This window comes from Streptomyces sp. NPDC103540, from assembly GCF_055584445.1.
The window spans coordinates 26,544-49,684 of the sequence record NZ_JBVJMA010000001.1; the positions used below are offsets into that span (position 1 = coordinate 26,544).

Annotated in this window: 23 protein-coding genes; 8 read left to right on the forward strand and 15 right to left on the reverse strand. The window is 71.1% G+C overall.

The window, feature by feature from the left end; all coding sequences use genetic code 11:
- The 12 genes from ACZ6ZI_RS00120 to ACZ6ZI_RS00175 form a co-directional block, all read right to left on the reverse strand.
- Positions 1 to 561, reverse strand: a complete 561-nt coding sequence (locus tag ACZ6ZI_RS00120) for a TetR/AcrR family transcriptional regulator (protein ID WP_469513774.1) — start codon at positions 559 to 561, stop codon at positions 1 to 3.
- Positions 561 to 884: a DMT family transporter gene (locus ACZ6ZI_RS00125; protein ID WP_363055698.1), complete on the reverse strand. Its 324-nt coding sequence runs from the start codon at positions 882 to 884 to the stop codon at positions 561 to 563. The genes ACZ6ZI_RS00120 and ACZ6ZI_RS00125 overlap by 1 nt, the downstream gene beginning before the upstream one ends.
- 97 nt (positions 885 to 981) lie before the next feature.
- On the reverse strand, positions 982 to 2,385 hold the full coding sequence (locus tag ACZ6ZI_RS00130) for a hypothetical protein (protein WP_469513778.1): 1,404 nt from the start codon (positions 2,383 to 2,385) through the stop codon (positions 982 to 984).
- Between the two features lie 222 nt (positions 2,386 to 2,607).
- Positions 2,608 to 2,952: a metal-sulfur cluster assembly factor gene (locus ACZ6ZI_RS00135; protein WP_007263433.1), complete on the reverse strand. Its 345-nt coding sequence runs from the start codon at positions 2,950 to 2,952 to the stop codon at positions 2,608 to 2,610.
- Entirely contained in the window at positions 2,949 to 3,410 is a 462-nt protein-coding gene (sufU, locus tag ACZ6ZI_RS00140) for a Fe-S cluster assembly sulfur transfer protein SufU (protein ID WP_190181976.1), read from the reverse strand. The genes ACZ6ZI_RS00135 and sufU overlap by 4 nt, the downstream gene beginning before the upstream one ends.
- Positions 3,411 to 3,441: 31 nt before the next feature.
- The gene (locus ACZ6ZI_RS00145; protein ID WP_363055700.1) at positions 3,442 to 4,698 is read right to left on the reverse strand and encodes a cysteine desulfurase; all 1,257 of its coding nucleotides are present in this window, start codon (positions 4,696 to 4,698) and stop codon (positions 3,442 to 3,444) included.
- Positions 4,695 to 5,459, reverse strand: a complete 765-nt coding sequence (sufC, locus tag ACZ6ZI_RS00150; RefSeq protein WP_053785807.1) for a Fe-S cluster assembly ATPase SufC — start codon at positions 5,457 to 5,459, stop codon at positions 4,695 to 4,697. The genes ACZ6ZI_RS00145 and sufC overlap by 4 nt, the downstream gene beginning before the upstream one ends.
- A gap of 7 nt (positions 5,460 to 5,466) precedes the next feature.
- Complete coding sequence (locus ACZ6ZI_RS00155; protein WP_363055701.1) at positions 5,467 to 5,784, reverse strand: non-heme iron oxygenase ferredoxin subunit; 318 nt, start codon at positions 5,782 to 5,784, stop codon at positions 5,467 to 5,469.
- Positions 5,784 to 6,962, reverse strand: a complete 1,179-nt coding sequence (gene sufD / locus ACZ6ZI_RS00160) for a Fe-S cluster assembly protein SufD (RefSeq protein ID WP_469513785.1) — start codon at positions 6,960 to 6,962, stop codon at positions 5,784 to 5,786. Before sufD ends, ACZ6ZI_RS00155 begins: the two co-directional genes overlap by 1 nt.
- Positions 6,963 to 7,039: 77 nt before the next feature.
- Positions 7,040 to 8,455, reverse strand: coding sequence for a Fe-S cluster assembly protein SufB (gene sufB, locus ACZ6ZI_RS00165; protein ID WP_363055703.1), 1,416 nt, complete (start codon positions 8,453 to 8,455; stop codon positions 7,040 to 7,042).
- Entirely contained in the window at positions 8,452 to 9,189 is a 738-nt protein-coding gene (locus ACZ6ZI_RS00170; RefSeq protein ID WP_363055807.1) for a helix-turn-helix transcriptional regulator, read from the reverse strand. The genes sufB and ACZ6ZI_RS00170 overlap by 4 nt, the downstream gene beginning before the upstream one ends.
- A 119-nt stretch (positions 9,190 to 9,308) precedes the next feature.
- On the reverse strand, positions 9,309 to 10,100 hold the full coding sequence (locus ACZ6ZI_RS00175; protein WP_469513790.1) for a formate/nitrite transporter family protein: 792 nt from the start codon (positions 10,098 to 10,100) through the stop codon (positions 9,309 to 9,311).
- Positions 10,101 to 10,222: 122 nt separating this feature from the next.
- Between ACZ6ZI_RS00175 and ACZ6ZI_RS00180 the strand changes: the two genes are divergently transcribed.
- The 4 genes from ACZ6ZI_RS00180 (at position 10,223) to ACZ6ZI_RS00195 (ending at position 14,156) form a co-directional block, all read left to right on the forward strand.
- Positions 10,223 to 11,149, forward strand: coding sequence for an ABC transporter ATP-binding protein (locus ACZ6ZI_RS00180; RefSeq protein ID WP_469513793.1), 927 nt, complete (start codon positions 10,223 to 10,225; stop codon positions 11,147 to 11,149).
- On the forward strand, positions 11,146 to 11,928 hold the full coding sequence (locus ACZ6ZI_RS00185) for an ABC transporter permease (protein WP_469513796.1): 783 nt from the start codon (positions 11,146 to 11,148) through the stop codon (positions 11,926 to 11,928). The genes ACZ6ZI_RS00180 and ACZ6ZI_RS00185 overlap by 4 nt, the downstream gene beginning before the upstream one ends.
- 94 nt (positions 11,929 to 12,022) lie before the next feature.
- On the forward strand, positions 12,023 to 13,159 hold the full coding sequence (locus ACZ6ZI_RS00190) for a hypothetical protein (protein WP_469513799.1): 1,137 nt from the start codon (positions 12,023 to 12,025) through the stop codon (positions 13,157 to 13,159).
- 4 nt (positions 13,160 to 13,163) lie between these two features.
- On the forward strand, positions 13,164 to 14,156 hold the full coding sequence (locus ACZ6ZI_RS00195; protein ID WP_469513803.1) for a COX15/CtaA family protein: 993 nt from the start codon (positions 13,164 to 13,166) through the stop codon (positions 14,154 to 14,156).
- A gap of 94 nt (positions 14,157 to 14,250) precedes the next feature.
- On the opposite strand, the gene ACZ6ZI_RS00200 is transcribed toward ACZ6ZI_RS00195, so the two are convergent.
- The 3 genes from ACZ6ZI_RS00200 to ACZ6ZI_RS00210 form a co-directional block, all read right to left on the reverse strand.
- On the reverse strand, positions 14,251 to 15,411 hold the full coding sequence (locus tag ACZ6ZI_RS00200; protein ID WP_469513806.1) for an amidohydrolase: 1,161 nt from the start codon (positions 15,409 to 15,411) through the stop codon (positions 14,251 to 14,253).
- Positions 15,412 to 15,513: 102 nt separating this feature from the next.
- Positions 15,514 to 15,873, reverse strand: a complete 360-nt coding sequence (locus ACZ6ZI_RS00205) for a hypothetical protein (protein ID WP_469513809.1) — start codon at positions 15,871 to 15,873, stop codon at positions 15,514 to 15,516.
- A gap of 24 nt (positions 15,874 to 15,897) precedes the next feature.
- The gene (locus tag ACZ6ZI_RS00210) at positions 15,898 to 16,845 is read right to left on the reverse strand and encodes a heme o synthase (protein WP_363055808.1); all 948 of its coding nucleotides are present in this window, start codon (positions 16,843 to 16,845) and stop codon (positions 15,898 to 15,900) included.
- Positions 16,846 to 17,160: 315 nt separating this feature from the next.
- Here ACZ6ZI_RS00210 and tkt point away from each other — a divergent pair, with 315 nt between their 5' ends.
- The 4 genes from tkt to opcA are packed head-to-tail and all read left to right on the forward strand — an operon-like array spanning position 17,161 to position 23,005.
- Entirely contained in the window at positions 17,161 to 19,251 is a 2,091-nt protein-coding gene (tkt, locus tag ACZ6ZI_RS00215; protein ID WP_469513812.1) for a transketolase, read from the forward strand.
- A gap of 36 nt (positions 19,252 to 19,287) precedes the next feature.
- Positions 19,288 to 20,406, forward strand: a complete 1,119-nt coding sequence (gene tal / locus ACZ6ZI_RS00220) for a transaldolase (RefSeq protein WP_363055712.1) — start codon at positions 19,288 to 19,290, stop codon at positions 20,404 to 20,406.
- Positions 20,407 to 20,408: 2 nt separating this feature from the next.
- Positions 20,409 to 21,938 (forward strand): glucose-6-phosphate dehydrogenase, encoded by a 1,530-nt coding sequence (gene zwf / locus ACZ6ZI_RS00225; RefSeq protein WP_363055809.1) that lies wholly within the window; start codon positions 20,409 to 20,411, stop codon positions 21,936 to 21,938.
- Positions 21,935 to 23,005 carry a glucose-6-phosphate dehydrogenase assembly protein OpcA gene (gene opcA, locus ACZ6ZI_RS00230; protein WP_469513816.1) on the forward strand — a complete coding sequence of 357 codons (1,071 nt, stop codon included), beginning with the start codon at positions 21,935 to 21,937 and terminating at the stop codon, positions 23,003 to 23,005. Before zwf ends, opcA begins: the two co-directional genes overlap by 4 nt.
- Positions 23,006 to 23,141 lie beyond the last annotated feature (136 nt).

The following is a 23,141-nucleotide window of genomic DNA, read 5'->3' on the forward strand; positions in this document are numbered from 1 at the left end:
TCAGCCCCCGGGTCGGCCCCCGGGTCGGCCCCCGGTCAGGATCCGACCCAGCGCCTCCCGCGCGCCGGCCTCGTCGTACGGGGTGTCCGTGAGCAGCACCCGCAGGCCGATCCCGTCCAGCACCGCCACCAGCGCGCGGGCCGTGGCCGGGTCGGCGTACGGCTCCAGGGCCCGGTCCACGTCCTCGCACCACCGCGCGACGACCGGGCGCAGCGCGGGCCGGCGCAGCGCGGCGAGGTACAGCTCGTACTCCAGCTCGACGCGGCCGCGCTCCGCCGTCAACCGCTCGCCCAGCAGCCGCGCCAGGGCCCCGGCGAGGTCCTCGCCGTCGCGGAGCACGAGCCTCGGGGCGTGGGCCTCGTTCGCCTGCCGCAGGGTGGCGACCAGGAGTTCGTCGAGGGTCGCGAAGTGGTACGTGGTCGAGCCCAGCGGCACGTCCGCCTCGGCCGCCACGCTGCGGTGACCGAGACCGGCGATGCCCCGTGCCTCGACCACGCGCGTCGCCGCGTCGATGATCCGCTGCCGGCGCCCGGGATCGTGGCGGCGCGCACCGGGGGCCATCAGTGGGTGGCCCCGCCCAGATTGAGCAGGACCACGCCCGCGATGACCAGCCCGATCCCGGCGATCTTCGCGGCGGTGGCCGCCTCACCCATGAAGACCATGCCGATCGCGGCGATGGCGGCGGTGCCGACGCCGGCCCAGATCGCGTACGCCGTGCCCACCGACATCGACTTCAGCGTCTGCGCGAGGAGCGTGAAGGCGATGACGTAGCCGAGCAGCGTCCCCAGCGAGGGCCACAGGCGGGTGAAGCCCTCGCTGTACTTCATGGCGGTGGTTCCGGCGACCTCGGCGGCGATGGCCGCGGCAAGCAGTACGTAGGGCATGCGTACGACTGTATACACGGGATGCGTACACCCGTACGTATCGAGCCGGCGGCCACGGCCGTACGGGAGCGCCCCCGAGGCCGGCCCCGGCCGGGCCTCAGCGGGCGCGGTTCAGGGTGAACCAGGCCGACCGCGACTTCTTCCACTCCGCGTGCGGCAGGTCCTTGGCCTCCACCCCGTCGCCGTACAGGTCCGCGGCGCCGTTGTCGGTGACGAGCTGCACGCGCGCACCGGGCCGCCGCAGGTCGGGGACCGCGACGACGGACTCCCAGCCGCCGGGGTCGGTGGTCGGCAGGTCCGCCCGCTTGCGCGGGGCGTGCCCGGGGACGCCGTCCCACTGGTAGAGCGCGTAGGGGTCGGAGTTGTCGTCGGCGGCGAAGGAGCCGGCCAGGATCAGGTACTGGTTCGCGGCGTTCTTCTTGACGTCGCGGATCGCGAGCCCGCCGAGGTCCCATTCGATCGGCTCGCCGAAGACCGGCCGGTCGCCGGCCGCGAGCACCCGGTCGATGTTGGTGACGGGGACGACCAGCGCCCTGCCACCGGGCACGGCCGGGGCCAGCGGGGCCCGGAAGCCCAGGTAGGCGGTGGTCGTGGAGCCCGGGGCGAACTCCAGCCCCTCCACGTTGAACCCGTCGATCTGCTTGGGCACCTCACCGGCGGCCGTCCCCGCCGCGAAGCCGTACCGGTTGCCGTGCGCGGCGTCCCAGGCGACCAGGTCCTCGCGCAGGCTCCGGTAGGCGGCGCCGAAGGCGATCTCGGTGGAGGCGCCCGAACCGGTGACGCGGGTGGTGAAGACGGTGTTGCGTTCCGCCTTGTACTTGCCGTCCTTGTTGTTGCCGAGCGAGCCGGTCCAGTAGACGGTGTCGCCGACCCGGGCCGCCCCCTCGATGTCGACCTCCTTCTTCAGGCCGAGCGCGGGGCCGAGGTCCCAGGTCCTGACCGGGCCGCCGGAGCGGGAACGGTCGTACAGGCGCAGCACGTTGGACTCGTCGTCGGCCACCAGCACGTGGCCGCCCCCCACGTCGACGGCGGCCGAGGCGTCGGAGGAGCCGGTCTGGTAGCGGGTGGAGGCGGAGTCCGCGACCCGCGCCGAGGCGGCGTAGGAGAGGGTGGTCGTGGCGGTCCCGCCGCCGCGCCCGGTGACCTCGAGGGTCAGGTCGGTGTGTCCGCGCCCGCGGGCGCGGACCGTCAGCTCGCGGTCGCCCTCGCGCGTGCGGGTCTGCCGTACGTCCTCCACGCGGGCCACGGCGGGATTGCTGGAGGCGACGACCCGCAGCCTCAGGAAGCCGTCCGGGACCCCGGCCTGCGCCACGTCCACGGTGACGGCCGGGTCGCCGACGCCGCCCACCGCGCCGGTGAGCCGGGCGGCGGACAGGGCGATCGTCGGGGCGGCGTGGGCGCCCTGCGCGTGCGCGGGGACGGTGAGGCCCGCGACGAGCAGGGCCGCGGCCCCGGCGCCCAGGGCGGCGCGACGGTGTACCGGGGTGGGGCGAACGGGCACGGAGGATCCTCTCGTGGGCGCCGTCACGTGCTGACGGCCGTCGAGAAGGTTCGGCCGGCCCGGCCAACTCCGGGTGCACGCCGGCCGGCCGGCCGGGAAACAACCGGCACCGCCCGGAAAGCGGGGAGGGCCCCCGGCACGACCGTGCCGGGGGCCCTCGCCCGTACCCGTGATGCGCGCGGTGCGCGCCGTGCGCGCGCCACGCCCGCGTCAGAGCGTGCGTCAGACGTTGAAGCCGAGCGCGCGCAGCTGCTCACGACCGTCGTCCGTGATCTTGTCCGGACCCCACGGCGGCATCCAGACCCAGTTGATGCGGAGCTCGTTGACGATGCCCTCCGTCGCCGACTTCGCCTGGTCCTCGATGACGTCCGTCAGCGGGCAGGCCGCCGAGGTCAGGGTCATGTCGAGGGTCGCGATGTTCGCGTCGTCGATGTGGATGCCGTAGATCAGGCCCAGGTTGACGACGTCGATGCCCAGCTCGGGGTCGACCACGTCGTAGAGGGCCTCGCGGACCTCTTCCTCGGTGGCCGGCTTGATCGACGCCTCGGGCGTCGCGTTCTCGGTCATGCCGTCTTCCTCTCCGCGTCACCCAGTGCCTGGGCGGTCGCGTCCTTCCACGCCATCCAACTCAGGAGAGCACACTTCACCCGCGCGGGGTACTTGGAGACGCCGACGAACGCGACCGCGTCCTCCAGCACCTCCTCCATGGCCTCGTCGGGCTCGATCTTGCCCTTCGACTGCATCATCTCCAGGAAGACGCCCTGGATCTTCCGCGCCTCGGCGAGTTCCTTGCCGACGAGCAGCTCGTTCAGCACGGACGCGCTGGCCTGGCTGATGGAGCAGCCCTGGCCCTCGTAGGAGACGTCGGTGAGCGTCTCCCCGTCGTACTTCACGCGCAGCGTGATCTCGTCGCCGCACGTCGGGTTGACGTGGTGCACCTCGGCGTCGCCGTCGCGCAGGCCACGTCCGTGCGGGTGCTTGTAGTGGTCCAGGATCAGTTCCTGGTACATCGAATCCAGCTTCACAGCGGCCCCAGCGCCTTCGTCTCGTTCCCCGTCATCCGAAGAAGTTCCGTACGTGCTCCAGCCCGTCGATCAGCGCGTCGACCTCGGCGGGAGAGGAGTACAGGTAGAAAGACGCTCGCGTGGTCGCGGGAATTCCGTACCGCAGGCAGACCGGACGCGCGCAGTGGTGACCCACGCGGACGGCGATGCCCTGCTCGTCGAGCACCTGACCGACGTCGTGCGGGTGGATGTCACCGAGCGTGAACGAGATCGCGGCGCCGCGGTCCTCGGCCGTGGTCGGGCCGATGATCCGCAGGTCGGGGACCTCCAGGAGGCGCCGGACGGCGTACTCGGTGATCGCGTGCTCGTGGGCGGCGATCTTGTCCATGCCGATCGCGGACAGGTAGTCCACGGCCGCGCCGAGGCCGACGGCCTGGGCGATCGGGGGCGTACCGGCCTCGAACTTGTGGGGCGCGGGGGCGTACGTCGAGGCGTGCATCGACACGGTCTCGATCATCTCGCCGCCACCGAGGAACGGCGGCAGGTCCTCCAGGAGCTCCTGGCGGCCCCACAGGACGCCGATGCCGGTCGGGCCGCACATCTTGTGGCCGGTGAAGGCCACGAAGTCGGCGCCGAGGGCCTGGACGTCCAGGGGCATGTGGGGAGCGGCCTGCGAGGCGTCGATCAGCACCAGCGCGCCGACCTCCTGCGCGCGGCGGACGATCGCCTCGACCGGGTTGACGGTGCCCATGATGTTGGAGACCAGCGTGAAGGAGACGATCTTCGTCTTCTCCGTGATGACCTCTTCGATGTTGGACAGGTCGAGCCGGCCGTCGTCGGTGAGGCCGAACCACTTCAGCTTCGCGCCGGTGCGCTGCGCGAGCAGCTGCCACGGGACGATGTTGGAGTGGTGCTCCATCTCCGTGATGGCGATCTCGGTCTCCCGGTCGACCCGGTAGGGCTCGTCCGCCCAGCCGAGCATGTTCGCGACCAGGTTGAGCGACTCCGAGGCGTTCTTGGTGAAGATCACCTCGTCGCGGCTCGGCGCGTTGATGAAGGCGGCGACCTTGTCGCGAGCGCCCTCGTACAGCGCCGTGGCCTCCTCGGCGAGCACGTGCACGCCGCGGTGGACGTTGGCGTTGTGCCGCTCGTAGTACTCGTTCAGCGCGTCGAGCACCTGGCGCGGCTTCTGCGAGGTCGCAGCGTTGTCCAGGTAAACGATCTTCTTCCCGTCGTGGACCACACGATCCAGCAGGGGGAAGTCCTTGCGGATCGCCTCGATGTCGAGGAGGCCAGGCAGCTGTGTCACGCGGTCGCGCCACCCTTCACGTACTTGTCGTAACCCTCGGCCTCCAGCTGGTCGGCCAGCTCGGCGCCGCCGGACTCGGCGATGCGGCCGTTGGCGAACACGTGCACGAAGTCGGGCTTGATGTAGCGCAGGATGCGCGTGTAGTGCGTGATCAGCAGGGTGCCGACCTCACCGGTCTCGCGGACGCGGTTGACGCCCTCGGAGACGATGCGCAGGGCGTCGACGTCGAGGCCGGAGTCGGTCTCGTCGAGGATCGCGATCTTCGGCTTGAGGAGCTCCAGCTGGAGGATCTCGTGGCGCTTCTTCTCACCGCCGGAGAAGCCCTCGTTCACGTTGCGCTCGGCGAAGGCCGGGTCCATCTGGAGCTGCTCCATCGCGGACTTGACCTCCTTCACCCAGGTGCGCAGCTTGGGGGCCTCGCCGCGGATGGCGGTGGCCGAGGTGCGCAGGAAGTTGGAGACCGAGACGCCGGGGACCTCGACCGGGTACTGCATGGCGAGGAAGACACCGGCGCGGGCGCGCTCGTCGACGGACATCTCCAGGACGTCTTCGCCGTCGAGGGTGACGGTGCCACCGGTGATGGTGTACTTCGGGTGACCGGCCAGGGAGTAGGCCAGCGTGGACTTGCCGGAGCCGTTCGGACCCATGATGGCGTGCGTCTCACCCTGCTTGACGGTGAGGTCGACGCCCTTGAGGATCTCGCGGGCGCCGTTCTCGGCCTCGACGGAGACGTGCAGGTCGTGGATTTCAAGCGTTGCCATGGATACCTCAGGACTCCTGGGTGAGGGAGACGAGCACGTCGTCCCCTTCGATCTTGACGGGGTAAACGGGTACGGGGCGGGTCGCGGGCAGGCCCGAGGGCTTGCCGGTGCGCAGGTCGAAGGCCGAACCGTGCAGCCAGCACTCGATCATGCAGTCGTCGACCTCGCCCTCCGAGAGGGAGACGTTCGCGTGCGAGCAGATGTCGTGGATCGCGAACACCTCCCCCTCGGTGGAGACGATGGACACCGGCGTGCCGTCGAGTTCCACCCGCTTGGGGGTGTTCTCCTCCAGCTCGCTCAGCGCACAGGCCTTGAGGTAGGTCATCAGACGGACGCCTGCAGCTCGGTCTCGATCCGGGCGATCAGCCGCTCCTCGATGTCCGCGACGCCGATCTGCTGGACGAGCTCGGCGAAGAAGCCGCGCACGACCAGGCGGCGGGCCTCGTCGGCCGGGATGCCGCGGGCCTGGAGGTAGAACAGCTGCTCGTCGTCGAAGCGACCGGTCGCGGAGGCGTGGCCGGCGCCGACGATCTCGCCGGTCTCGATCTCCAGGTTCGGCACCGAGTCGACGCGCGCGCCGTCCGTCAGGACGAGGTTGCGGTTCATCTCGTAGGTGTCGGTGCCCTCGGCGGTCTTCTCGATGAGCACGTCACCGATCCAGACGGCGTGGGCGTCCTGGCCCTGGAGCGCGCCCTTGTAGACCACGTTCGACTTGCAGTGCGGGGCGTCGTGCGTGACCAGGAGGCGGTGCTCCTGGTGCTGGCCGGCGTCCGTGAAGTACAGGCCGAGCATCTCGGCCTCGCCGCCGGGGGCGGCGTAGGTGACGCGCGGGTGCAGCCGGACCAGGTCGCCGCCGAAGGTGACGACCACGGACTTGAAGGTCGCGTCGCGGCCGACGAGGGCGTTGTGCTGCGAGGTGTGGACCGCGGTGTCGTCCCAGTCCTGGATCGACACGAAGGTCACCTTGGCGCCGTCGCCGACGAGGACGTCGACGTTGGCGGCGCGCACGCCGTCACCGGTGTGGTCGATCACGATGATCGCCTCGGCGAACGGCTTGATGTCGAAGACGGTGTGACCGTAGGTCGTGCCGCCCTCGCCGTGCAGCGCGACGCGGATCGGCTCGGCGAGCACGGTCTCCTTGGGCACGGTGACGACCGTGGCCTTGGCGAACGAGGAGAAGGCCTGGGCCGAGACCCGGTCGACGGGGACGCCGGCCTTGCCGATCCGCTCGTCGCCGCGCTCGACGGACTCGACCGTGACGCCCTCGGGCGCGTCGATCTGGGCCTTCATGGTGCCGTTGGCGACCGCGGTGCCGTCGTGCAGGCCCTTGAGGCGGGCCAGCGGGGTGAAGCGCCACTCCTCCTCGCGACCGTGCGGGACCGGGAAGTCGGCCACGTCGAAGGACGGGGGCGCGCTCATCCGGGTGGCGACGGTGGACTCGGCGGCCACCGCGATCGAGCCGGCGGTGGTGGAGCCCGCCGGGATGTTCTGAGCCTCAGCCATGGCTGTCGTGTTGCTCGCTCTCTTAAAAGAACACGTCTACGTCTAAAGGGTGTGCTGCGGGACGGGGGCGGTCGGCACTAGCCGACCGAGCCCTCCATCTGCAGCTCGATCAGCCGGTTGAGCTCCAGCGCGTACTCCATCGGCAGCTCCTTGGCGATCGGCTCGACGAAGCCGCGCACGATCATGGCCATGGCCTCGAACTCGGTGAGGCCGCGCTGCATGAGGTAGAACAGCTGGTCGTCGGAGACCTTGGAGACGGTGGCCTCGTGGCCCATCGTCACGTCGTCCTCGCGGACGTCGACGTAGGGGTAGGTGTCCGAGCGGGAGATCGTGTCGACCAGGAGCGCGTCGCACAGCACGTTGGACTTGGAGCCCGGGGCGCCCTCGCCGATCTCGACGAGACCGCGGTAGGAGGTGCGGCCGCCGCCTCGCGCCACCGACTTGGAGACGATGTTCGACGAGGTGTTCGGCGCCATGTGGACCATCTTGGAGCCGGCGTCCTGGTGCTGGCCCTCGCCCGCGAAGGCGATGGACAGGGTCTCGCCCTTGGCGTGCTCGCCCATCAGGTAGACGGCCGGGTACTTCATGGTGACCTTGGAACCGATGTTGCCGTCGATCCACTCCATGGTCGCGCCCTCGTACGCCACGGCGCGCTTGGTGACCAGGTTGTAGACGTTGTTCGACCAGTTCTGGATGGTCGTGTAGCGGCAGCGGCCGCCCTTCTTCACGATGATCTCGACCACGGCGCTGTGCAGCGAGTCCGAGGAGTAGATCGGGGCGGTGCAGCCCTCGACGTAGTGGACGTAGGCGTCCTCGTCGACGATGATCAGCGTCCGCTCGAACTGGCCCATGTTCTCCGTGTTGATGCGGAAGTAGGCCTGGAGCGGGATGTCCACGTGGACACCCTTGGGGACGTAGATGAACGAGCCGCCGGACCACACCGCGGTGTTCAGGGACGCGAACTTGTTGTCGCCGACCGGGATGACCGTGCCGAAGTACTCCTGGAAGAGCTCCGGGTGCTCCTTGAGCGCGGTGTCCGTGTCGAGGAAGATCACGCCCTGCTCCTCCAGGTCCTCGCGGATCTGGTGGTAGACGACCTCGGACTCGTACTGGGCCGCGACACCGGCGACGAGGCGCTGCTTCTCCGCCTCCGGGATGCCGAGCTTGTCGTACGTGTTCTTGATGTCCTCGGGCAGGTCCTCCCAGGAAGCGGCCTGCTTCTCGGTGGAACGCACGAAGTACTTGATGTTGTCGAAGTCGATGCCCGAGAGGTCGGAACCCCAGTTCGGCATGGGCTTCTTGTCGAACAGCCTGAGGCCCTTGAGGCGGAGGTTCAGCATCCACTCCGGCTCGGACTTCTTGGCCGAGATGTCGCGGACGACCTCCTCGGACAGACCCCGCTTGGCAGCGGCGCCGGCCGCGTCGGAGTCGGCCCAGCCGTATTCGTAGGTGCCCAGGCCATCGAGCTCAGGGTGAGCAGTCTCCGTGGTCATGCGGGGTTCCTCCCGGCCGTACTTGCAGATGCTGATGTGTCGGTCTGTGTGGCGCTTCGCGGAATGAACGTGGTGCACACTCCGTCGCCGTGGGCGATCGTGGCGAGGCGCTGCACGTGCGTCCCGAGCAGGCGGGAGAAGACCTCGGTCTCCGCCTCGCAGAGCTGCGGGAACTGCTCGGCGACGTGTGCGACCGGGCAGTGGTGCTGACAGAGCTGTTCGCCGCTGTGCGGACCGGGAGCGCTCTTCGCCGTAGCAGCGTACCCGTCCGCGGTCAACGCCTTGGCCAGGGCCTCGGTACGGTCCGCGGGTGCGGCCGCCTCGATGGACTCCCGGTAGGGCTGCGCCTGCGCCTCCATGCGGGCCCTGGCGAAGGCTGCCACGGCCGCCTCCCCCCGCTCACCCCCGCCGACGGACTGCGCGATCCAGCGCAGGGCGTCGGCGGCGAGGGTGTCGTAGGACTGGTCGAAGGCGTCGCGGCCGCAGTCGGTGAGCGCGAAGACCTTGGCGGGTCGACCCCGGGTGCGCGTGCCGTACACGCGCTGCTCACGGGGTGCGACCACGTCGTCGGCGACGAGCGTGTCGAGGTGGCGGCGGACGGCGGCCTGGGTGAGGCCGAGACGCTGCGCGAGATCGGCGACGGTGGAAGGACCGTGGTCCAGGATCGACCGCGCGACCCGGTTGCGGGTTGACCGCTCTCCGGTCGCGAGCTCCCCGTGCGGGGTCTCGATCATCCGTTCGCCGTATTTCACAACGCCATTGTTGCGTAATTAAGTGAGCGACGACAAGCCGTGACGGACGCCACCCCTGGTGGCCTCCATCACTAAGGGTTACCTAATTTGTCGACGGAGAGTTAATCGGATGACAGCGTTCCGCATTCCCTGCGGGAGCCTCCGGTGAACCAATAAACGGCTCCCACCAGCAAACCTCCGCCCACGACGTTCCCCGGGACGGTAAACATCAGGTTCCGGAAAAGATCACCGCATTGCGATGAGCCATCCAGGATCGCCAGGCTGAAAAGAGCCATGTTCGCGACGCAGTGCTCGAATCCCACCGCCACGAAGACCGCCACGGGCAGCCACAGGACGAAAATCTTGGCCGCGTCACCCCGGGCTCGAGTGAACATCCAGATCGCCAGGCAGACGAGCATGTTGCACAGCACCGCGCGCCAGAACAGCTGACCGCCGCCCAGCGCCGTCTTCCCGTGCACCATCTCCGCCAGCATCGCCCGCGCCGACGGCGACGAGGTCACCCCGGACGCGTGCACCATCGCCCCGAAGAGGAAGGCCCCCGCCAGGTTCCCCGCGAGCGACAGCGCCCAGGACAGCGCCAGGTCCCGCGGGCCCGTCCGCCCCGAGAGGGCGCCGACCAGCATCACCATCACGTTGCTGGTGAACAGCTGCGCCCCCGCGAACATCACGATCGTCAGCGCGATCGGGAACACCGCGCCCTCCAGCAGCTTCACCGCCGCCGAGCCCTGCGCCACGAACGGCGAGATCGCCACGAGCAGCAGCACCTCGCCGATGCCGATGTACGCGCCCGCGAGCATCGCGGAGACGAAGTAGCGCGGCGGGTGCCCCAGGTCGTGGGCCTTGTGCGCGGCCTGTCCGGAGGTGGCCTGGACGTTCTCGGCGATGCTGTTCACCACTCAACGCTAGGACCGCGCGGGCCCCCGGACGGCCCGAAAAGGTCACCGGGTCCCGGGCCCCTGACCCCGCCACCCCCGGGACCAAAGCCCCCCTCCCGCGCTCCGTAGACTCGTCTCCCATGAGCAACGACCCCGCCGTGGAGATCCGCGGACTGGTGAAACGGTACGGATCCAAGACAGCGGTGGACGGTCTGGACCTCACGGTGCCCCGCGACGCGGTGACCGCCGTCCTCGGTCCCAACGGCGCGGGCAAGACCACCACCGTCGAGACCTGCGAGGGCTACCGCCGCCCCGACGCCGGCGCCGTGCGCGTGCTCGGGCTCGACCCGACCTCCCAGGCCGAGGCCCTGCGCCCGCGCATCGGCGTCATGCTCCAGTCCGGCGGGGTCTACTCCGGCGCCCGCGCCGTCGAGATGCTCCGCCACATGGCGAAGCTGTACGCCGACCCCCTGGACGTCGACACCCTGGTGGAACGCCTCGGCCTCGGCGGCTGCGGCCGCACCCCCTACCGCAGGCTCTCCGGCGGACAGCAGCAGCGCCTCTCCCTGGCCATGGCCGTCGTGGGCCGCCCCGAGCTGGTCTTCCTCGACGAGCCCACCGCCGGCCTCGACCCGCAGGCCCGCCGCGCGACCTGGGACCTCGTACGGGAACTGCGCGCGGACGGCGTCGCCGTCGTGCTCACCACGCACCACATGGACGAGGCCGAGCAGCTCGCCGACGAGGTCGCCATCGTCGACGCCGGCAAGGTCATCGCCCACGGCAGCCCCGATCAGCTGTGCCGCGGCGGCGCCGAGAACACCCTGCGCTTCAACGGCCGCCCCTCCCTCGACCTCGCCTCCCTGCTGAAGGCCCTGCCCGACGGCACCGACGCGGCCGAGCTCACCCCCGGCTCCTACCGGGTCACCGGTGACGTCGGCCCGCAGATGCTGGCCACCGTCACCTCCTGGTGCGCCCAGCACGGGGTGATGCCGAGCAGCCTCGCCGTGGAACGACACACCCTCGAGGACGTCTTCCTCGAACTGACCGGCAAGGAGCTGCGCGCATGAGCGCCGGTACGTTCGCCCCCCGCCCGGGCGCCGCGCCCGTGTCCCGGATGATCGCCGCGCAGACCGCGTTGGAGACCCGGATGCTGCTGCGCAACGGCGAGCAGCTGCTGCTCACCGTGATCATCCCGGCGCTGCTGCTGACCCTGTTCTCCTCCGTCGACATCATCTCCGTCCCCCTGGAGGCGGGCGGCTCCGTCAAGTCCGTGGACTTCCTCGCCCCGGGCGTCCTCGCCCTCGCCGTGATGTCCACCGCCTTCACCGGCCAGGCCATCGCCACCGGCTTCGACCGCCGCTACGGGATCCTCAAGCGGCTCGGGGCCTCCCCGCTGCCGCGCTGGGCCCTGATGACCGCCAAGACCCTGTCGGTCCTGGTCACCGAGGTGCTCCAGATCGCCCTGCTGACGGCGATCGCCCTCGCGCTGGGCTGGTCCCCGCAGGGGAACCCGCTGTCCGTCGCCGCCCTGATCCTGCTGGGCACCGCCGCCTTCTCCGGACTCGGGCTGCTGATGGCCGGCACCCTCAAGGCCGAGGTCACCCTCGCCGCCGCCAACCTGGTCTTCCTGCTCCTGCTGGTCGGGGGCGGGGTGATCGTGCCGATGGAGAAGTTCCCCGACGCGGTGCAGAGCGTCCTCGGGCTGCTGCCCATCTCGGCGCTCTCGCACGGGCTGCGCGAGGTGCTCCAGCACGGCGCCGGCCTGCCGTGGGGCGACGCCGCCATCCTCGCGGTCTGGTCGGTACTGGGACTCGGCGCCGCCGCGAAGCTCTTCCGCTGGGAGTGAATCCCTTCCCCCGGACGTTGCCCCGGCGGGAGGATGACCACCTCCACCCCTGCGGGGGACCGAGAATGCGGGACCGGGACGCCGGGGGGCGGGCATGGCTCAGCGGGAAGCCGTTCTGCGGCTGGACGCGCAGTGGGCGCGCATCCGATCGGGGGCCGCGCACGCGACGCCCGAGGAGAGCGAGCGGCTGCTCGCCGAGTTGATCGGGGCACTGCGCGAGCCCGCCCGCACGGACCCCGAGTGCGCCGCCCGGCTCGGGCTGCGGCTGGCCGACCTCGCGGCGCGCAGGTTCGCCGCCGGCGACCGGGCCGGGGCCCTGGCCGCCGTCGAGGAGGGCCTGCGGCACGCGCGCGAGGCCTCCGGGCACGCCCCCGAGTACGCCCGCTGGTACGCGCGGGGACTGATCAACCAGGGCGTCTGGCTGGCCTGGCCGCTGAGCGACGCGGCGCGCCTGCCCCGCCACCCGCTCGGGGACGCCGCCGAGGAGGGCCCCGGCTTCATGGAACGGGCGGCCGGCGAACGGGCCCGTGACCTGACCCGGGCCGCCGTCGAGGTGTGGGCGGCCCTGGACCCGGGCGATCCGGTCAACCGGCGGGGGCTCGCGCAGGCGAAGGTGTTCCTCGGGGACCGCCTCGCGGAGCTCGGCCTCGCCGCCGAGGCCTTCGCCTGGGCGGTGGACGCCGAGGCGGACTTCCGCCGGCTGCTGCGCGAGGCGCCCGACCCGGAGGTGGCCCAGGAGGCGGAGGAGGCCCTGGACCACGTCGGCCGTCAACTCGAACGGCGGCTGCGGCTGCTGTCCTTCGACTCCCTGGCCGGGCTGCGGGCGGACGGTCTGCTGCCCGAACGGCTGCTGCCGCGGGCCGTGGTGGCCGCCCGGATCCAGGGCTTCTCCGCCGCGGAGGCGGCCCACCGGCTGGGGCTGGAGGTCGACCAGGTGTCCACGATGCTGGAGGTGACCGCCTGGCGGGCGGTGTGGCGGGTGGACGTGCGCGCCGCCGACGGGCTGTGGATCGCGGAGCCCCTCCCCTGGCGCGACGGCGCGACGGTGCGCGACCGTAGCGCGCGGGAGGTGGGCGAGGAGCTGGTGCGGGGCTTCATCGCCTCGCCCCGGTACCCGGGCGAGGGTGCCCTGTGGCGGATCCGCGTGTGGTGGCACGAGGAGGGTGACCCGGCCGGGGCCCGGTTCCGCCTGGTCGTCGGGGCCGACGCACCAGGACCCACCCCCTCGTGAAAGTTTGCACAAGGCTCCGCCTACGATAGGGGCCGTGTTGAACCCATTCGCATACCTCGCCGACCGCTGGACCCCGTCACCCCGGACCGTCCGGCGCGCGGCCCTCGCCGCGCTCGTGATGAGCGTGGTCATCGTCGTCACCGGCGGCGCGGTGCGGCTGACCGGCTCCGGTCTCGGCTGCGACACCTGGCCCAAGTGCACCGACGACAGCCTCATCGTCACCCAGGCCCAGGGCTTCCACGGCGCCATCGAGTTCGGCAACCGGATGCTGACGTACGTGCTGAGCGCGGCCGTCGGCGGCGTGATCCTCGCGGCCCGCTCGGCGAAGCCCTGGCGGCACTCGCTGACGAAGCTCGGCTGGATCCAGTTCGCGCTGGTGATGTGCAACGCCGTCCTCGGCGGCATCACCGTCCTGACGGGGCTGAACCCGTACAGCGTGGCCGGGCACTTCCTGCTCGCCACCGGCCTGATCACGGTCACGACCCTCACCTGGCAGCGCACCCGCGAGAGCGACGCCGCTCCCCGACCGCGCGTGCCGGCACCGGTGCGCAAGCTGTCGTGGGCGTTGATCGCCACCACGCTCGTGCTCATCGCGGCGGGCACCGTCGTGACCGGCTCGGGGCCGCACGCCGGTGACCGCAGCGAGATCAAGCGGATGCCGTTCGACTGGGCGGCCACCGCGCACGTGCACGCCATCGCCGCCTGGCTGGTGTGCGCGCTGGCCGTAGCGATGTGGCTGGTGCTGCGGGTGGTCGACGCCCCCACCGACACCCGGGCGCGCGCCCGCGACCTGCTGGTGGTGCTGCTCGCGCAGGGCGCGATCGGCTACGTCCAGTTCTTCACGCAGCTCCCCGAGGTGCTGGTCGCCGCGCACATGCTGGGCTCCTGCCTGGTGTGGATCTCGGTGCTCCGCCTGGCCCTGAGCCTGCGCGAGCGTTCGACGGAGCCGGCGGACGCCGCGCCGGCCCGCGACGAGGCCGCGCTCTCCGCCGTCTGACGCCGCGGTCCGACCGCCGGACGGGCGGGGCACTCCCCCGCCCGTCGGCCCGGTCGCCCCGTCCCGACGGCCCCGCCCCGTCGGGTTCCGCCCCTCAGTCCCGTTCGTCCAGCCGGTAGACGCGGCGCGCGTTGCCCGCCGCGATCATCCCCGCGACGCGGTGCGCGTCGCGCCAGGACCAGGCACCGTCGGTGACCCAGCCGCCCAGGACCCGCCCCAGGGCCTCGCGGAACACCAGGGCCCCGGTCGCGTGCAGCTCGGGAAGGCGTCGAGCCCCGCTGGAGTACAGCAGCTTCCCGAACGGGGCCAGCTCCAGCAGCTCGGCCAGTACGGCGCCGGCCCGCGCCCCCGTCCGTGCCAGGACGGGCCCGAGGTCCGCGTGCACGTGCGGGTACGCCGCCGCGAGCCGGGCCGCGTGCCGGTGGTGCGGGTAGCCGCCCAGCAGGACGACGTACGCCCCCAGTCCGGCGGTGGCCCGGACGAACCCGGTCAGCGCCTCGGGCGGCGCCGTGCCGGTGTGCAGCTGGATCGGCAGCCCCGAGGAGACCGCGCTCCACAGCAGGTGCCGCAGGAGTACGGGGTCGTGGACGGCCCCGCCCCTGGCGCGCCCGGCGATCCACCGGTCGGCCGCCCCGCGCACCTCGCCCGGCCCCGGCGGTTCGGCGGCCCGGAGCAGGGCCTCCGCGTACCCCGTCCCGTCGGCCATGGCGGCCCCGAAGCTGAAGGCCACGGCGTGCGCGGCCGCGTGGTGGACGGCTCCGGCGAGGTTGGCGAGGAAGGCGGCGACGGTTCCGGAGGTGTCCGCGGCCTGCTCGGCCAGCATCTCCAGCCGGACGACCTCGTGGGCCCGCGCCCGCCCGGCGAGGGCCAGTTCCCCGGGCCCGCAGACGTCCCCGCCGTCACCGTGGTGACCGGGATGCCCGGGGTGTCCGTCGTGGCCGGAGGCGCCGACGTCCCCCGTGTCGACGAGGAAGACGCCCACCCCGGAGCCCCGCAACAGCCGCCGGCCGCTCTCCGCGGCCCCGAGCTCGCGCCGCCGGGCGAGGTAGTGGGCGGGCGGGCAGTGCGGCTCCAGGCCGAGCAGGGGCGGACACCAGCGGCGCACGGCGAAGCCGGTCTGGGTGTCGAAGAAGGTGGTACCGGCGGCGGGCGGACCCGCCGAGCGGATCAGCTGCGCCTCGAAACCGGCGAGGCCCAGCTCCGTACGGAGCACTCCGTGGCAGTGCTGGTCCACCAGGGGCGGCGTTTCGATCATCCGGGCATCCCGTTGCGGACGTGGGGAAGGGGCTTCCACACGTCCTAACGGGTGAGCGGGGTGTGAGGTGTTGCTCGCGCTGTTGACCGACCCCCCACGGGATCAGGCGGCCGGGTTGGCGGGGCCGCCGATCTGGATGCCCGCCATGCGGGTCCACTCGTAGGGGCCGGTCTTGACCCGGGCGGCGAACTCGCCGTCGAACTCCTCGTGGAGCGTGAGGCCGGCCTTCTCGGCGGCCAGCCTCGCCACCTCGAAGGTCGGGGCGACGAGGTCGCCCCAACCGCCGTCGGCGCCGACGAGGACGATGCGGGTGCCGGCCTGGCCGATGTGCGCGAGGTGGCCCTGCGCGCCGCCGTGCTGCCCGGCGAACGCGTCGATCTGCCGGGCCAGCTTCGCGGCCTTGCGGTCCTGCTTCTTGTCTGGGGTGTCAGCGGTGTCTGTGGTCTCCGCGGTCTCTGCCATACACGGCATGCTACCGGCGAGTAATCAGCGGAGGAAGGGATCCACGGCCACGGCGACGAACAGGAGCGACACGTAGGTGATCGACCAGTGGAACAGTCGCATCTCCTTGAGCTTCGCGCCCGTCACCCCGGCCTTGGCCCGGGCGTTCAGCGCGTGCGCCTCCCACAGCCACCAACCACCGGCCACCAGCGCGACCGTGGTGTAGAACCAGCCCGTGTAACCCAGCGGGGTGAGCAGCAGCGACACGCCGACCATCACCCAGCTGTAGATCACGATCTGCTTGGCCACGACCTTGTTGCCCGCCACGACCGGCAGCATCGGCACGCCGACCCGCGCGTAGTCGTCGGCCACCTTCATGGACAGCGGCCAGTAGTGCGGCGGCGTCCAGAAGAAGATGACGAGGAAGAGGATGACCGCGGCCCAGGAGACCTCGTTCTTCACCGCCGACCAGCCGATGAGCACCGGCAGGCAGCCGGCGATGCCGCCCCAGACGATGTTCTGCGTCGTGCGGCGCTTCAACAGCATCGTGTAGACGACGACGTAGAAGAGGAGCGCCCCGAGCGACAGCGCGGCCGACAGCCAGTTGACCAGGAAGCCGAAGAACAGGGTGGAGATCACGCCGAGCGAGATGCCGAAGACCAGGCACTCGTTCGGGCTCACCATGCCCGTGACCAGCGGTCGCTGCGACGTGCGGTCCATCAGTGCGTCGATGTCGCGGTCGATGTACATGTTCAGCGCGTTCGCGCCGCCCGCCGACAGGTAACCGCCGAAGCAGGTCGCCAGGACCAGCCACAGCGACGGAACGCCCTGTTCGGCCAGGAACATCACCGGCACTGTGGTGATCAGCAGAAGTTCGATGATCCGCGGCTTGGTCAAAGCCACGAAAGCCATGGCCCGGGCCCCGAACGGCCGGTGACCGGGGCTCGTCCCGAGCACCCCCGCTGGACGGGATTCGACGGCCGTCACGCACACCCCTGAGAGAGAATCCAGCAAGCTCCGACTGGGCCCTTCCAGTGGATGAAGGCCCCGTAAAGGCTTGCGCGTACCACGCCACTGTAGACGCACCTCTTACCTCGCCCCGCGCGGGGGTCGCCTCGTGTTGGGCCGATCGGATCGGACCGGCACAGATGAAACCGGACGCGCACAGATGAACAGCGGGCTTCGACCCGGCGACGCACTACCGGCACTCGAATAGCCGCACGCCCTGGCGGGGGTAGGCTCGGAATCGCGCCGGTGTCACCGTTCGTCACCGGGAAAACAACATGTGGAGAGGAGCCCTGACCAACGGTGAGCACCAAGCCGACCACCACAGAGCTCGAGTGGACCGAACTGGACCAGCGGGCCGTCGACACCGCCCGCATCCTGGCCGCCGACGCGGTCCAGAAGGTCGGGAACGGCCACCCGGGAACGGCGATGAGCCTGGCCCCCGCCGCGTACACCCTTTTCCAGAAGGTCATGCGGCACGACCCGGCGGACCCCCAGTGGGTCGGCCGCGACCGTTTCGTGCTCTCCGCAGGGCACTCGTCCCTGACCCTCTACACCCAGCTCTACCTCGGCGGCTTCGGGCTGGAGCTGGACGACCTCAAGGCGTTCCGCACCTGGGGTTCCAAGACCCCCGGCCACCCGGAGTACGGCCACACGGCGGGCGTCGAGACCACGACCGGCCCGCTCGGCCAGGGTGTGGCGAACGCGGTGGGCATGGCCATGGCCGCCCGCTACGAGCGCGGCCTGTTCGACCCGGAGGCCGCCCCCGGCACCTCCCCGTTCGACCACATGGTCTACGCGATCGCGGGCGACGGCTGCCTCCAGGAGGGCATCTCCCACGAGGCGTCCGCGCTGGCCGGCCACCAGAAGCTCGGCAACCTGGTCCTGCTGTGGGACGACAACCACATCTCCATCGAGGGTGACACGGAGACGGCCGTCTCCGAGGACACCATGAAGCGCTACGAGGCGTACGGCTGGCACGTCCAGCGCGTCGAGCAGCAGGAGAACGGCGACCTCGACCCGAAGGCGCTCTACGCGGCCCTCCGGGCGGCGAAGGCCGAGACGGGCCGTCCGTCCTTCATCGCGGCCCGCTCGATCATCGCCTGGCCGGCCCCGCACGCCCAGGGCACCGAGGCCTCCCACGGCTCGGCCCTCGGCAACGACGAGGTCGCCGCGACCAAGCGCGTGCTCGGCTTCGACCCGGAGCAGACCTTCGAGGTCTCCGACGCGGTCATCGCCCACACCCGCGCCCTCGGCGACCGCGGCCGTGACGCCCGCGCCGCCTGGGAGAAGGAGTTCGCCGCCTGGCGCTCCGCGAACCCGCAGCGCGCCGCCGAGTTCGACCGCGTCGAGGCCAACGAGCTGCCCGAGGGCTGGGAGGACAAGCTCCCCGTCTTCGAGACCGGCAAGGGCGTCGCCACCCGCGCCGCGTCCGGCAAGGTGCTGGAGGCGCTCGGCGCCGTCATCCCGGAGCTGTGGGGCGGCTCGGCCGACCTCGCCGGCTCGAACAACACGACCATCGACAAGAACTCCTCGTTCCTGCCGGTGGGCAACCCGCTGCCGGAGGCCGACCCGTACGGCCGCACCATCCACTTCGGCATCCGCGAGCACTCCATGGCCGCGGCCATGAACGGCATCGCGCTGCACGGCCACACCCGCATCTACGGCGGCACCTTCCTGGTGTTCTCCGACTACATGCGCAACGCCGTCCGCCTCTCCGCGCTGATGCACCTTCCGGTGACGTACGTGTGGACGCACGACTCCATCGGCCTCGGCGAGGACGGCCCGACCCACCAGCCGGTCGAGCACGTCGCCTCGCTGCGCGCGATCCCGGGCCTGAACGTGGTCCGCCCGGCCGACGCGAACGAGACCGCCATCGCCTGGCGCGAGATCCTGCGCCGCCACACCAAGGTGTTCGGCAAGGGCGCCCCGCACGGTCTGGCGCTCACCCGTCAGGGCGTGCCGACCTACGAGCGCAACGAGGACGCCGCCAAGGGCGGGTACGTGCTGTTCGAGGCCGAAGGCGGCCCCGCGCAGGTCGTGCTCATCGGCACCGGCTCCGAGGTCCAGCTCGCCGTCGCGGCGCGCGAGGCCCTCCAGGCCGAGGGCGTCCCGGCCCGCGTGGTCTCGATGCCGTCCGTCGAATGGTTCGAGGAGCAGGACCAGGAGTACAAGGACAGCGTCCTGCCGCCCTCCGTCAAGGCCCGAGTCGCGGTCGAGGCGGGCATCGGTCTGACCTGGCACCGTTACGTCGGCGACGCGGGCCGGATCGTGTCGCTGGAGCACTTCGGTGCCTCGGCCGACGGCGCCGTGCTGTACCGCGAGTTCGGCCTCACCGCCGAGGCCGTGACCGCGGCAGCCAAGGAATCCCTCGCCGCCGCCGACGCGCGCTGACACCGGCTACAAGTACAAGTAGGAGATGCAATTCCCATGACAGACGCACTGAAGCGCCTCTCTGACGAGGGCGTGGCGATCTGGCTGGACGACCTGTCCCGCAAGCGCATCACGTCCGGCAACCTGGCCGAGCTGATCGACCAGCAGCACGTCGTCGGTGTCACCACCAACCCGTCGATCTTCCAGAAGGCGATCAGCAGCGGTGACGGTTACGAGCAGCAGCTCGCCGACCTCGCCGCCCGCAAGGTCACCGTGGACGAGGCGATCCGGATGATCACCACGGCGGACGTCCGCGACGCCGCCGACATCCTGCGCCCGGTGTACGACGCGACGGACGGCCAGGACGGCCGCGTGTCGATCGAGGTCGACCCGCGCCTGGCGCACGAGACCACGGCGACCATCGCCGAGGCCAAGCAGCTCGCCTGGCTGGTGGACCGCCCGAACACGCTCATCAAGATCCCGGCGACCAAGGCCGGCCTGCCGGCGATCACCGAGGTCATCGGCAGGGGCATCAGCGTCAACGTCACGCTGATCTTCTCCCTGGAGCGCTACCGCGCGGTCATGGACGCCTACCTGGCGGGTCTGGAGAAGGCCAAGGCCGCGGGCCTCGACCTCTCCAAGATCCACTCCGTGGCCTCCTTCTTCGTGTCCCGCGTGGACTCCGAGATCGACAAGCGCCTGGACGGCATCGGCACCGACGAGGCCAAGGCCCTGAAGGGCAAGGCGGCCCTCGCCAACGCCCGTCTGGCCTACGAGGCCTACGAAGAGGTGTTCGGCGGCGAGCGCTGGGCCGCGCTGGACAAGGCGCAGGCCAACAAGCAGCGTCCGCTGTGGGCCTCGACCGGCGTCAAGGACCCGGCGTACAAGGACACCCTGTACGTGGTGGACCTGGTCGCCCCCGGCACCGTCAACACCATGCCCGAGGCGACCCTGGAGGCCACCGCCGACCACGGCGAGGTCACCGGCGACACCATCCGCGGCACGTACGGGCAGGCGCGCGCCGAGCTCGACGCGGTCGCGAAGCTGGGCATCTCGTACGACGATGTGGTGCAGCTGCTCGAAGACGAAGGCGTCGAGAAGTTCGAGGCGTCGTGGAACGACCTGCTGAAGTCGACCGAGGCGGAGCTGAAGCGCCTCGCCCCCGCGGAGGACTGAGTATTTTGTCGGTGAACGGAGCGAACCCGCTTCGTGACGCACAGGACCGGCGGCTCCCGCGCATCGCGGGGCCGTCCGGCCTGGTCATTTTCGGCGTTACGGGTGACCTGTCGCGCAAGAAGCTCATGCCCGCCGTCTACGACCTCGCCAACCGCGGCCTGCTGCCGCCGGGCTTCTCGCTGATCGGCTTCGCCCGTCGCGAGTGGCAGGACGAGGACTTCGCCCAGGAGGTGCACGACGCCGTCAAGGAGCACGCGCGCACCCCCTTCCGTGAGGAGGTCTGGCAGCAGCTGGTGCAGGGCTGCCGCTTCGTCCAGGGCGATTTCGACGACGACGCCGCCTTCGAGACGCTGAAGTCGACGATCGAGGAACTCGACAAGGCCCAGGGCACGGGCGGCAACTTCGCCTTCTACCTGTCGGTCCCGCCGAAGTTCTTCCCCAAGGTGGTCCAGCAGCTCAAGGACCACGGTCTGGCGCAGAAGGAGGGCTCCTGGCGGCGTGCCGTCATCGAGAAGCCCTTCGGCCACGACCTCAAGAGCGCCGAGGAACTGAACAAGGTCGTCCACGAGGTCTTCCCCCGTGACGAGGTCTTCCGGATCGACCACTACCTCGGCAAGGAGACCGTCCAGAACATCCTGGCGCTCCGCTTCGCCAACACGATGTTCGAGCCGATCTGGAACCGGTCCTACGTGGACCACGTGCAGATCACCATGGCGGAGGACATCGGCATCGGCGGTCGCGCCGGCTACTACGACGGCATCGGCGCCGCCCGCGACGTCATCCAGAACCACCTGCTCCAGCTGCTGGCGCTGACCGCGATGGAGGAGCCCGGCTCCTTCCACCCCAAGGCGCTGGTCGCGGAGAAGCTCAAGGTGCTCACCGCCGTGGAACTCCCCGAGGACCTGGGCAAGCACACCGTGCGCGGCCAGTACTCGGCGGCCTGGCAGGGTGGCGAGAAGGTCGTCGGGTACCTCGAAGAGGACGGCATCGACCCCAAGTCGAAGACCGACACCTACGCGGCCATCCGCCTGGAGATCAACAACCGCCGCTGGGCGGGCGTCCCGTTCTACCTGCGCACGGGCAAGCGCCTGGGCCGTCGGGTGACGGAGATCGCGGTGGTCTTCAAGCGGGCGCCGTACCTGCCGTTCGAATCGGGCGCCACCGAGGAACTGGGGCAGAACGCCCTGGTCATCCGGGTGCAGCCGGACGAGGGGATCACGGTCCGTTTCGGCTCCAAGGTGCCCGGCACCTCCATGGAGGTCCGGGACGTGACGATGGACTTCGCGTACGGCGAGTCCTTCACGGAGTCCAGCCCCGAGGCCTACGAGCGGCTCATCCTCGACGTGCTCCTCGGCGACGCGAACCTCTTCCCGCGTCACCAGGAGGTCGAACTGTCCTGGAACATCCTCGACCCGATCGAGGAGTACTGGGACAAGCACGGCAAGCCCGCGCAGTACCCGGCGGGCACCTGGGGGCCGGTCGAGGCGGACGAGATGCTCGCACGAGACGGACGGAGCTGGCGCCGGCCATGAAGATCGACCTCACGGAGACCACCTCCAGCAAGATCAACGCCGCGTTGGTGCAGGCGCGCCGGGACATCGGCACGCCGGCCATCGGCATGGTCCTCACGCTGGTGATCGTGACCGACGAGGAGAACGCGTACGACGCGCTCAAATCGGCGAACGACGCGTCCCACGAACACCCGTCGCGGATCGTCGTCGTGGTCAAGCGGGTCAGCCGCTCACCGCGCAGCCGCCGCGAGGCCCGACTCGACGCGGAGATCCGCGTCGGGGCGGACTCGGGCACCGGCGAAACGGTTGTGCTGCGCCTGCACGGCGAACTGGTCAACCACGCCCAGTCGGTGGTTCTCCCGCTCCTCCTGCCGGACGCCCCCGTGGTGGTCTGGTGGCCGGAGGGCGCCCCCTCGGACCTGGCGGGCGACCCGCTGGGTGCGCTGGGCCAGCGTCGGATCACGGACACGTACTCCCTGGAGCACCCGATCGGCGCCCTCGCCGCGCGGGCCTCGGCGTACGCGCCCGGTGACACGGACCTGTCCTGGACCCGGATCACTCCGTGGCGCTCGATGCTGGCGGCGGCACTGGACCAGCAGTCGGTGTCCGTGCTCTCCGCGACCGTCGAGGGCGAGGACGAGAACCCGAGCTGCGAGCTGCTGGCCATGTGGCTGGCGGACCGCCTCGGCGTCCCGGTCCAGCGCACCCTGTCCGGTGGTCCGGGCCTGACCGCGGTCCGGCTCACGACGAAGGACGGCGAGATCGTCCTGGACCGGGCCGACGGCGCGCTGGCCACGCTGTGCATGCCGGGTCAGCCCGACCGCGCGGTGGCGCTCAAGCGCCGCGACACGGCCGAGCTGCTGGCGGAGGAGCTGCGCCGGCTGGACCCGGACAACACCTACGAGTCCTCGCTGAAGTTCGGCGTGACCCGTCTGGAGGAGTCCGCCGCCAGGGCCGCGGCCCCGGTCGCCGCCGCGAAGCCGGCTGACCGGGACGAGGACCGCTCCGAGGCCCCGCGGGCCGAGGAGGGGGCCGAGGCTCCCAAGCGCGCGGCCAAGCCCGCCGCGAAGAAGGCCGCGACCAAGTAGTCGCGGACCGGCCGTACGCCGGCCCGGCGCGGGTCCGCCCGCCCGTCCCGTTCCCCGGGAGGGGGCGGGCGGGGGGCCCGCGCCGCGGTCGTCACCCGCACCACCGCACCACCGCACGGCACCACCCACCGCACTA

Bases quoted from the DNA above. Each gene is read 5' to 3' on its own strand.
- ACZ6ZI_RS00120 (WP_469513774.1), bottom strand. From the start codon at position 561: ATGGCCCCCGGTGCGCGCCGCCACGATCCCGGGCGCCGGCAGCGGATC.
- ACZ6ZI_RS00125 (WP_363055698.1), bottom strand. From the start codon at position 884: ATGCCCTACGTACTGCTTGCCGCGGCCATCGCCGCCGAGGTCGCCGGA.
- ACZ6ZI_RS00135 (WP_007263433.1), bottom strand. From the start codon at position 2,952: ATGACCGAGAACGCGACGCCCGAGGCGTCGATCAAGCCGGCCACCGAG.
- sufC (WP_053785807.1), bottom strand. From the start codon at position 5,459: ATGGCAACGCTTGAAATCCACGACCTGCACGTCTCCGTCGAGGCCGAG.
- ACZ6ZI_RS00155 (WP_363055701.1), bottom strand. From the start codon at position 5,784: ATGACCTACCTCAAGGCCTGTGCGCTGAGCGAGCTGGAGGAGAACACC.
- sufD (WP_469513785.1), bottom strand. From the start codon at position 6,962: ATGGCTGAGGCTCAGAACATCCCGGCGGGCTCCACCACCGCCGGCTCG.
- sufB (WP_363055703.1), bottom strand. From the start codon at position 8,455: ATGACCACGGAGACTGCTCACCCTGAGCTCGATGGCCTGGGCACCTAC.
- ACZ6ZI_RS00170 (WP_363055807.1), bottom strand. From the start codon at position 9,189: ATGATCGAGACCCCGCACGGGGAGCTCGCGACCGGAGAGCGGTCAACC.
- ACZ6ZI_RS00180 (WP_469513793.1), top strand. From the start codon at position 10,223: ATGAGCAACGACCCCGCCGTGGAGATCCGCGGACTGGTGAAACGGTAC.
- ACZ6ZI_RS00185 (WP_469513796.1), top strand. From the start codon at position 11,146: ATGAGCGCCGGTACGTTCGCCCCCCGCCCGGGCGCCGCGCCCGTGTCC.
- ACZ6ZI_RS00190 (WP_469513799.1), top strand. From the start codon at position 12,023: ATGGCTCAGCGGGAAGCCGTTCTGCGGCTGGACGCGCAGTGGGCGCGC.
- ACZ6ZI_RS00200 (WP_469513806.1), bottom strand. From the start codon at position 15,411: ATGATCGAAACGCCGCCCCTGGTGGACCAGCACTGCCACGGAGTGCTC.
- ACZ6ZI_RS00205 (WP_469513809.1), bottom strand. From the start codon at position 15,873: ATGGCAGAGACCGCGGAGACCACAGACACCGCTGACACCCCAGACAAG.
- tal (WP_363055712.1), top strand. From the start codon at position 19,288: ATGACAGACGCACTGAAGCGCCTCTCTGACGAGGGCGTGGCGATCTGG.
- opcA (WP_469513816.1), top strand. From the start codon at position 21,935: ATGAAGATCGACCTCACGGAGACCACCTCCAGCAAGATCAACGCCGCG.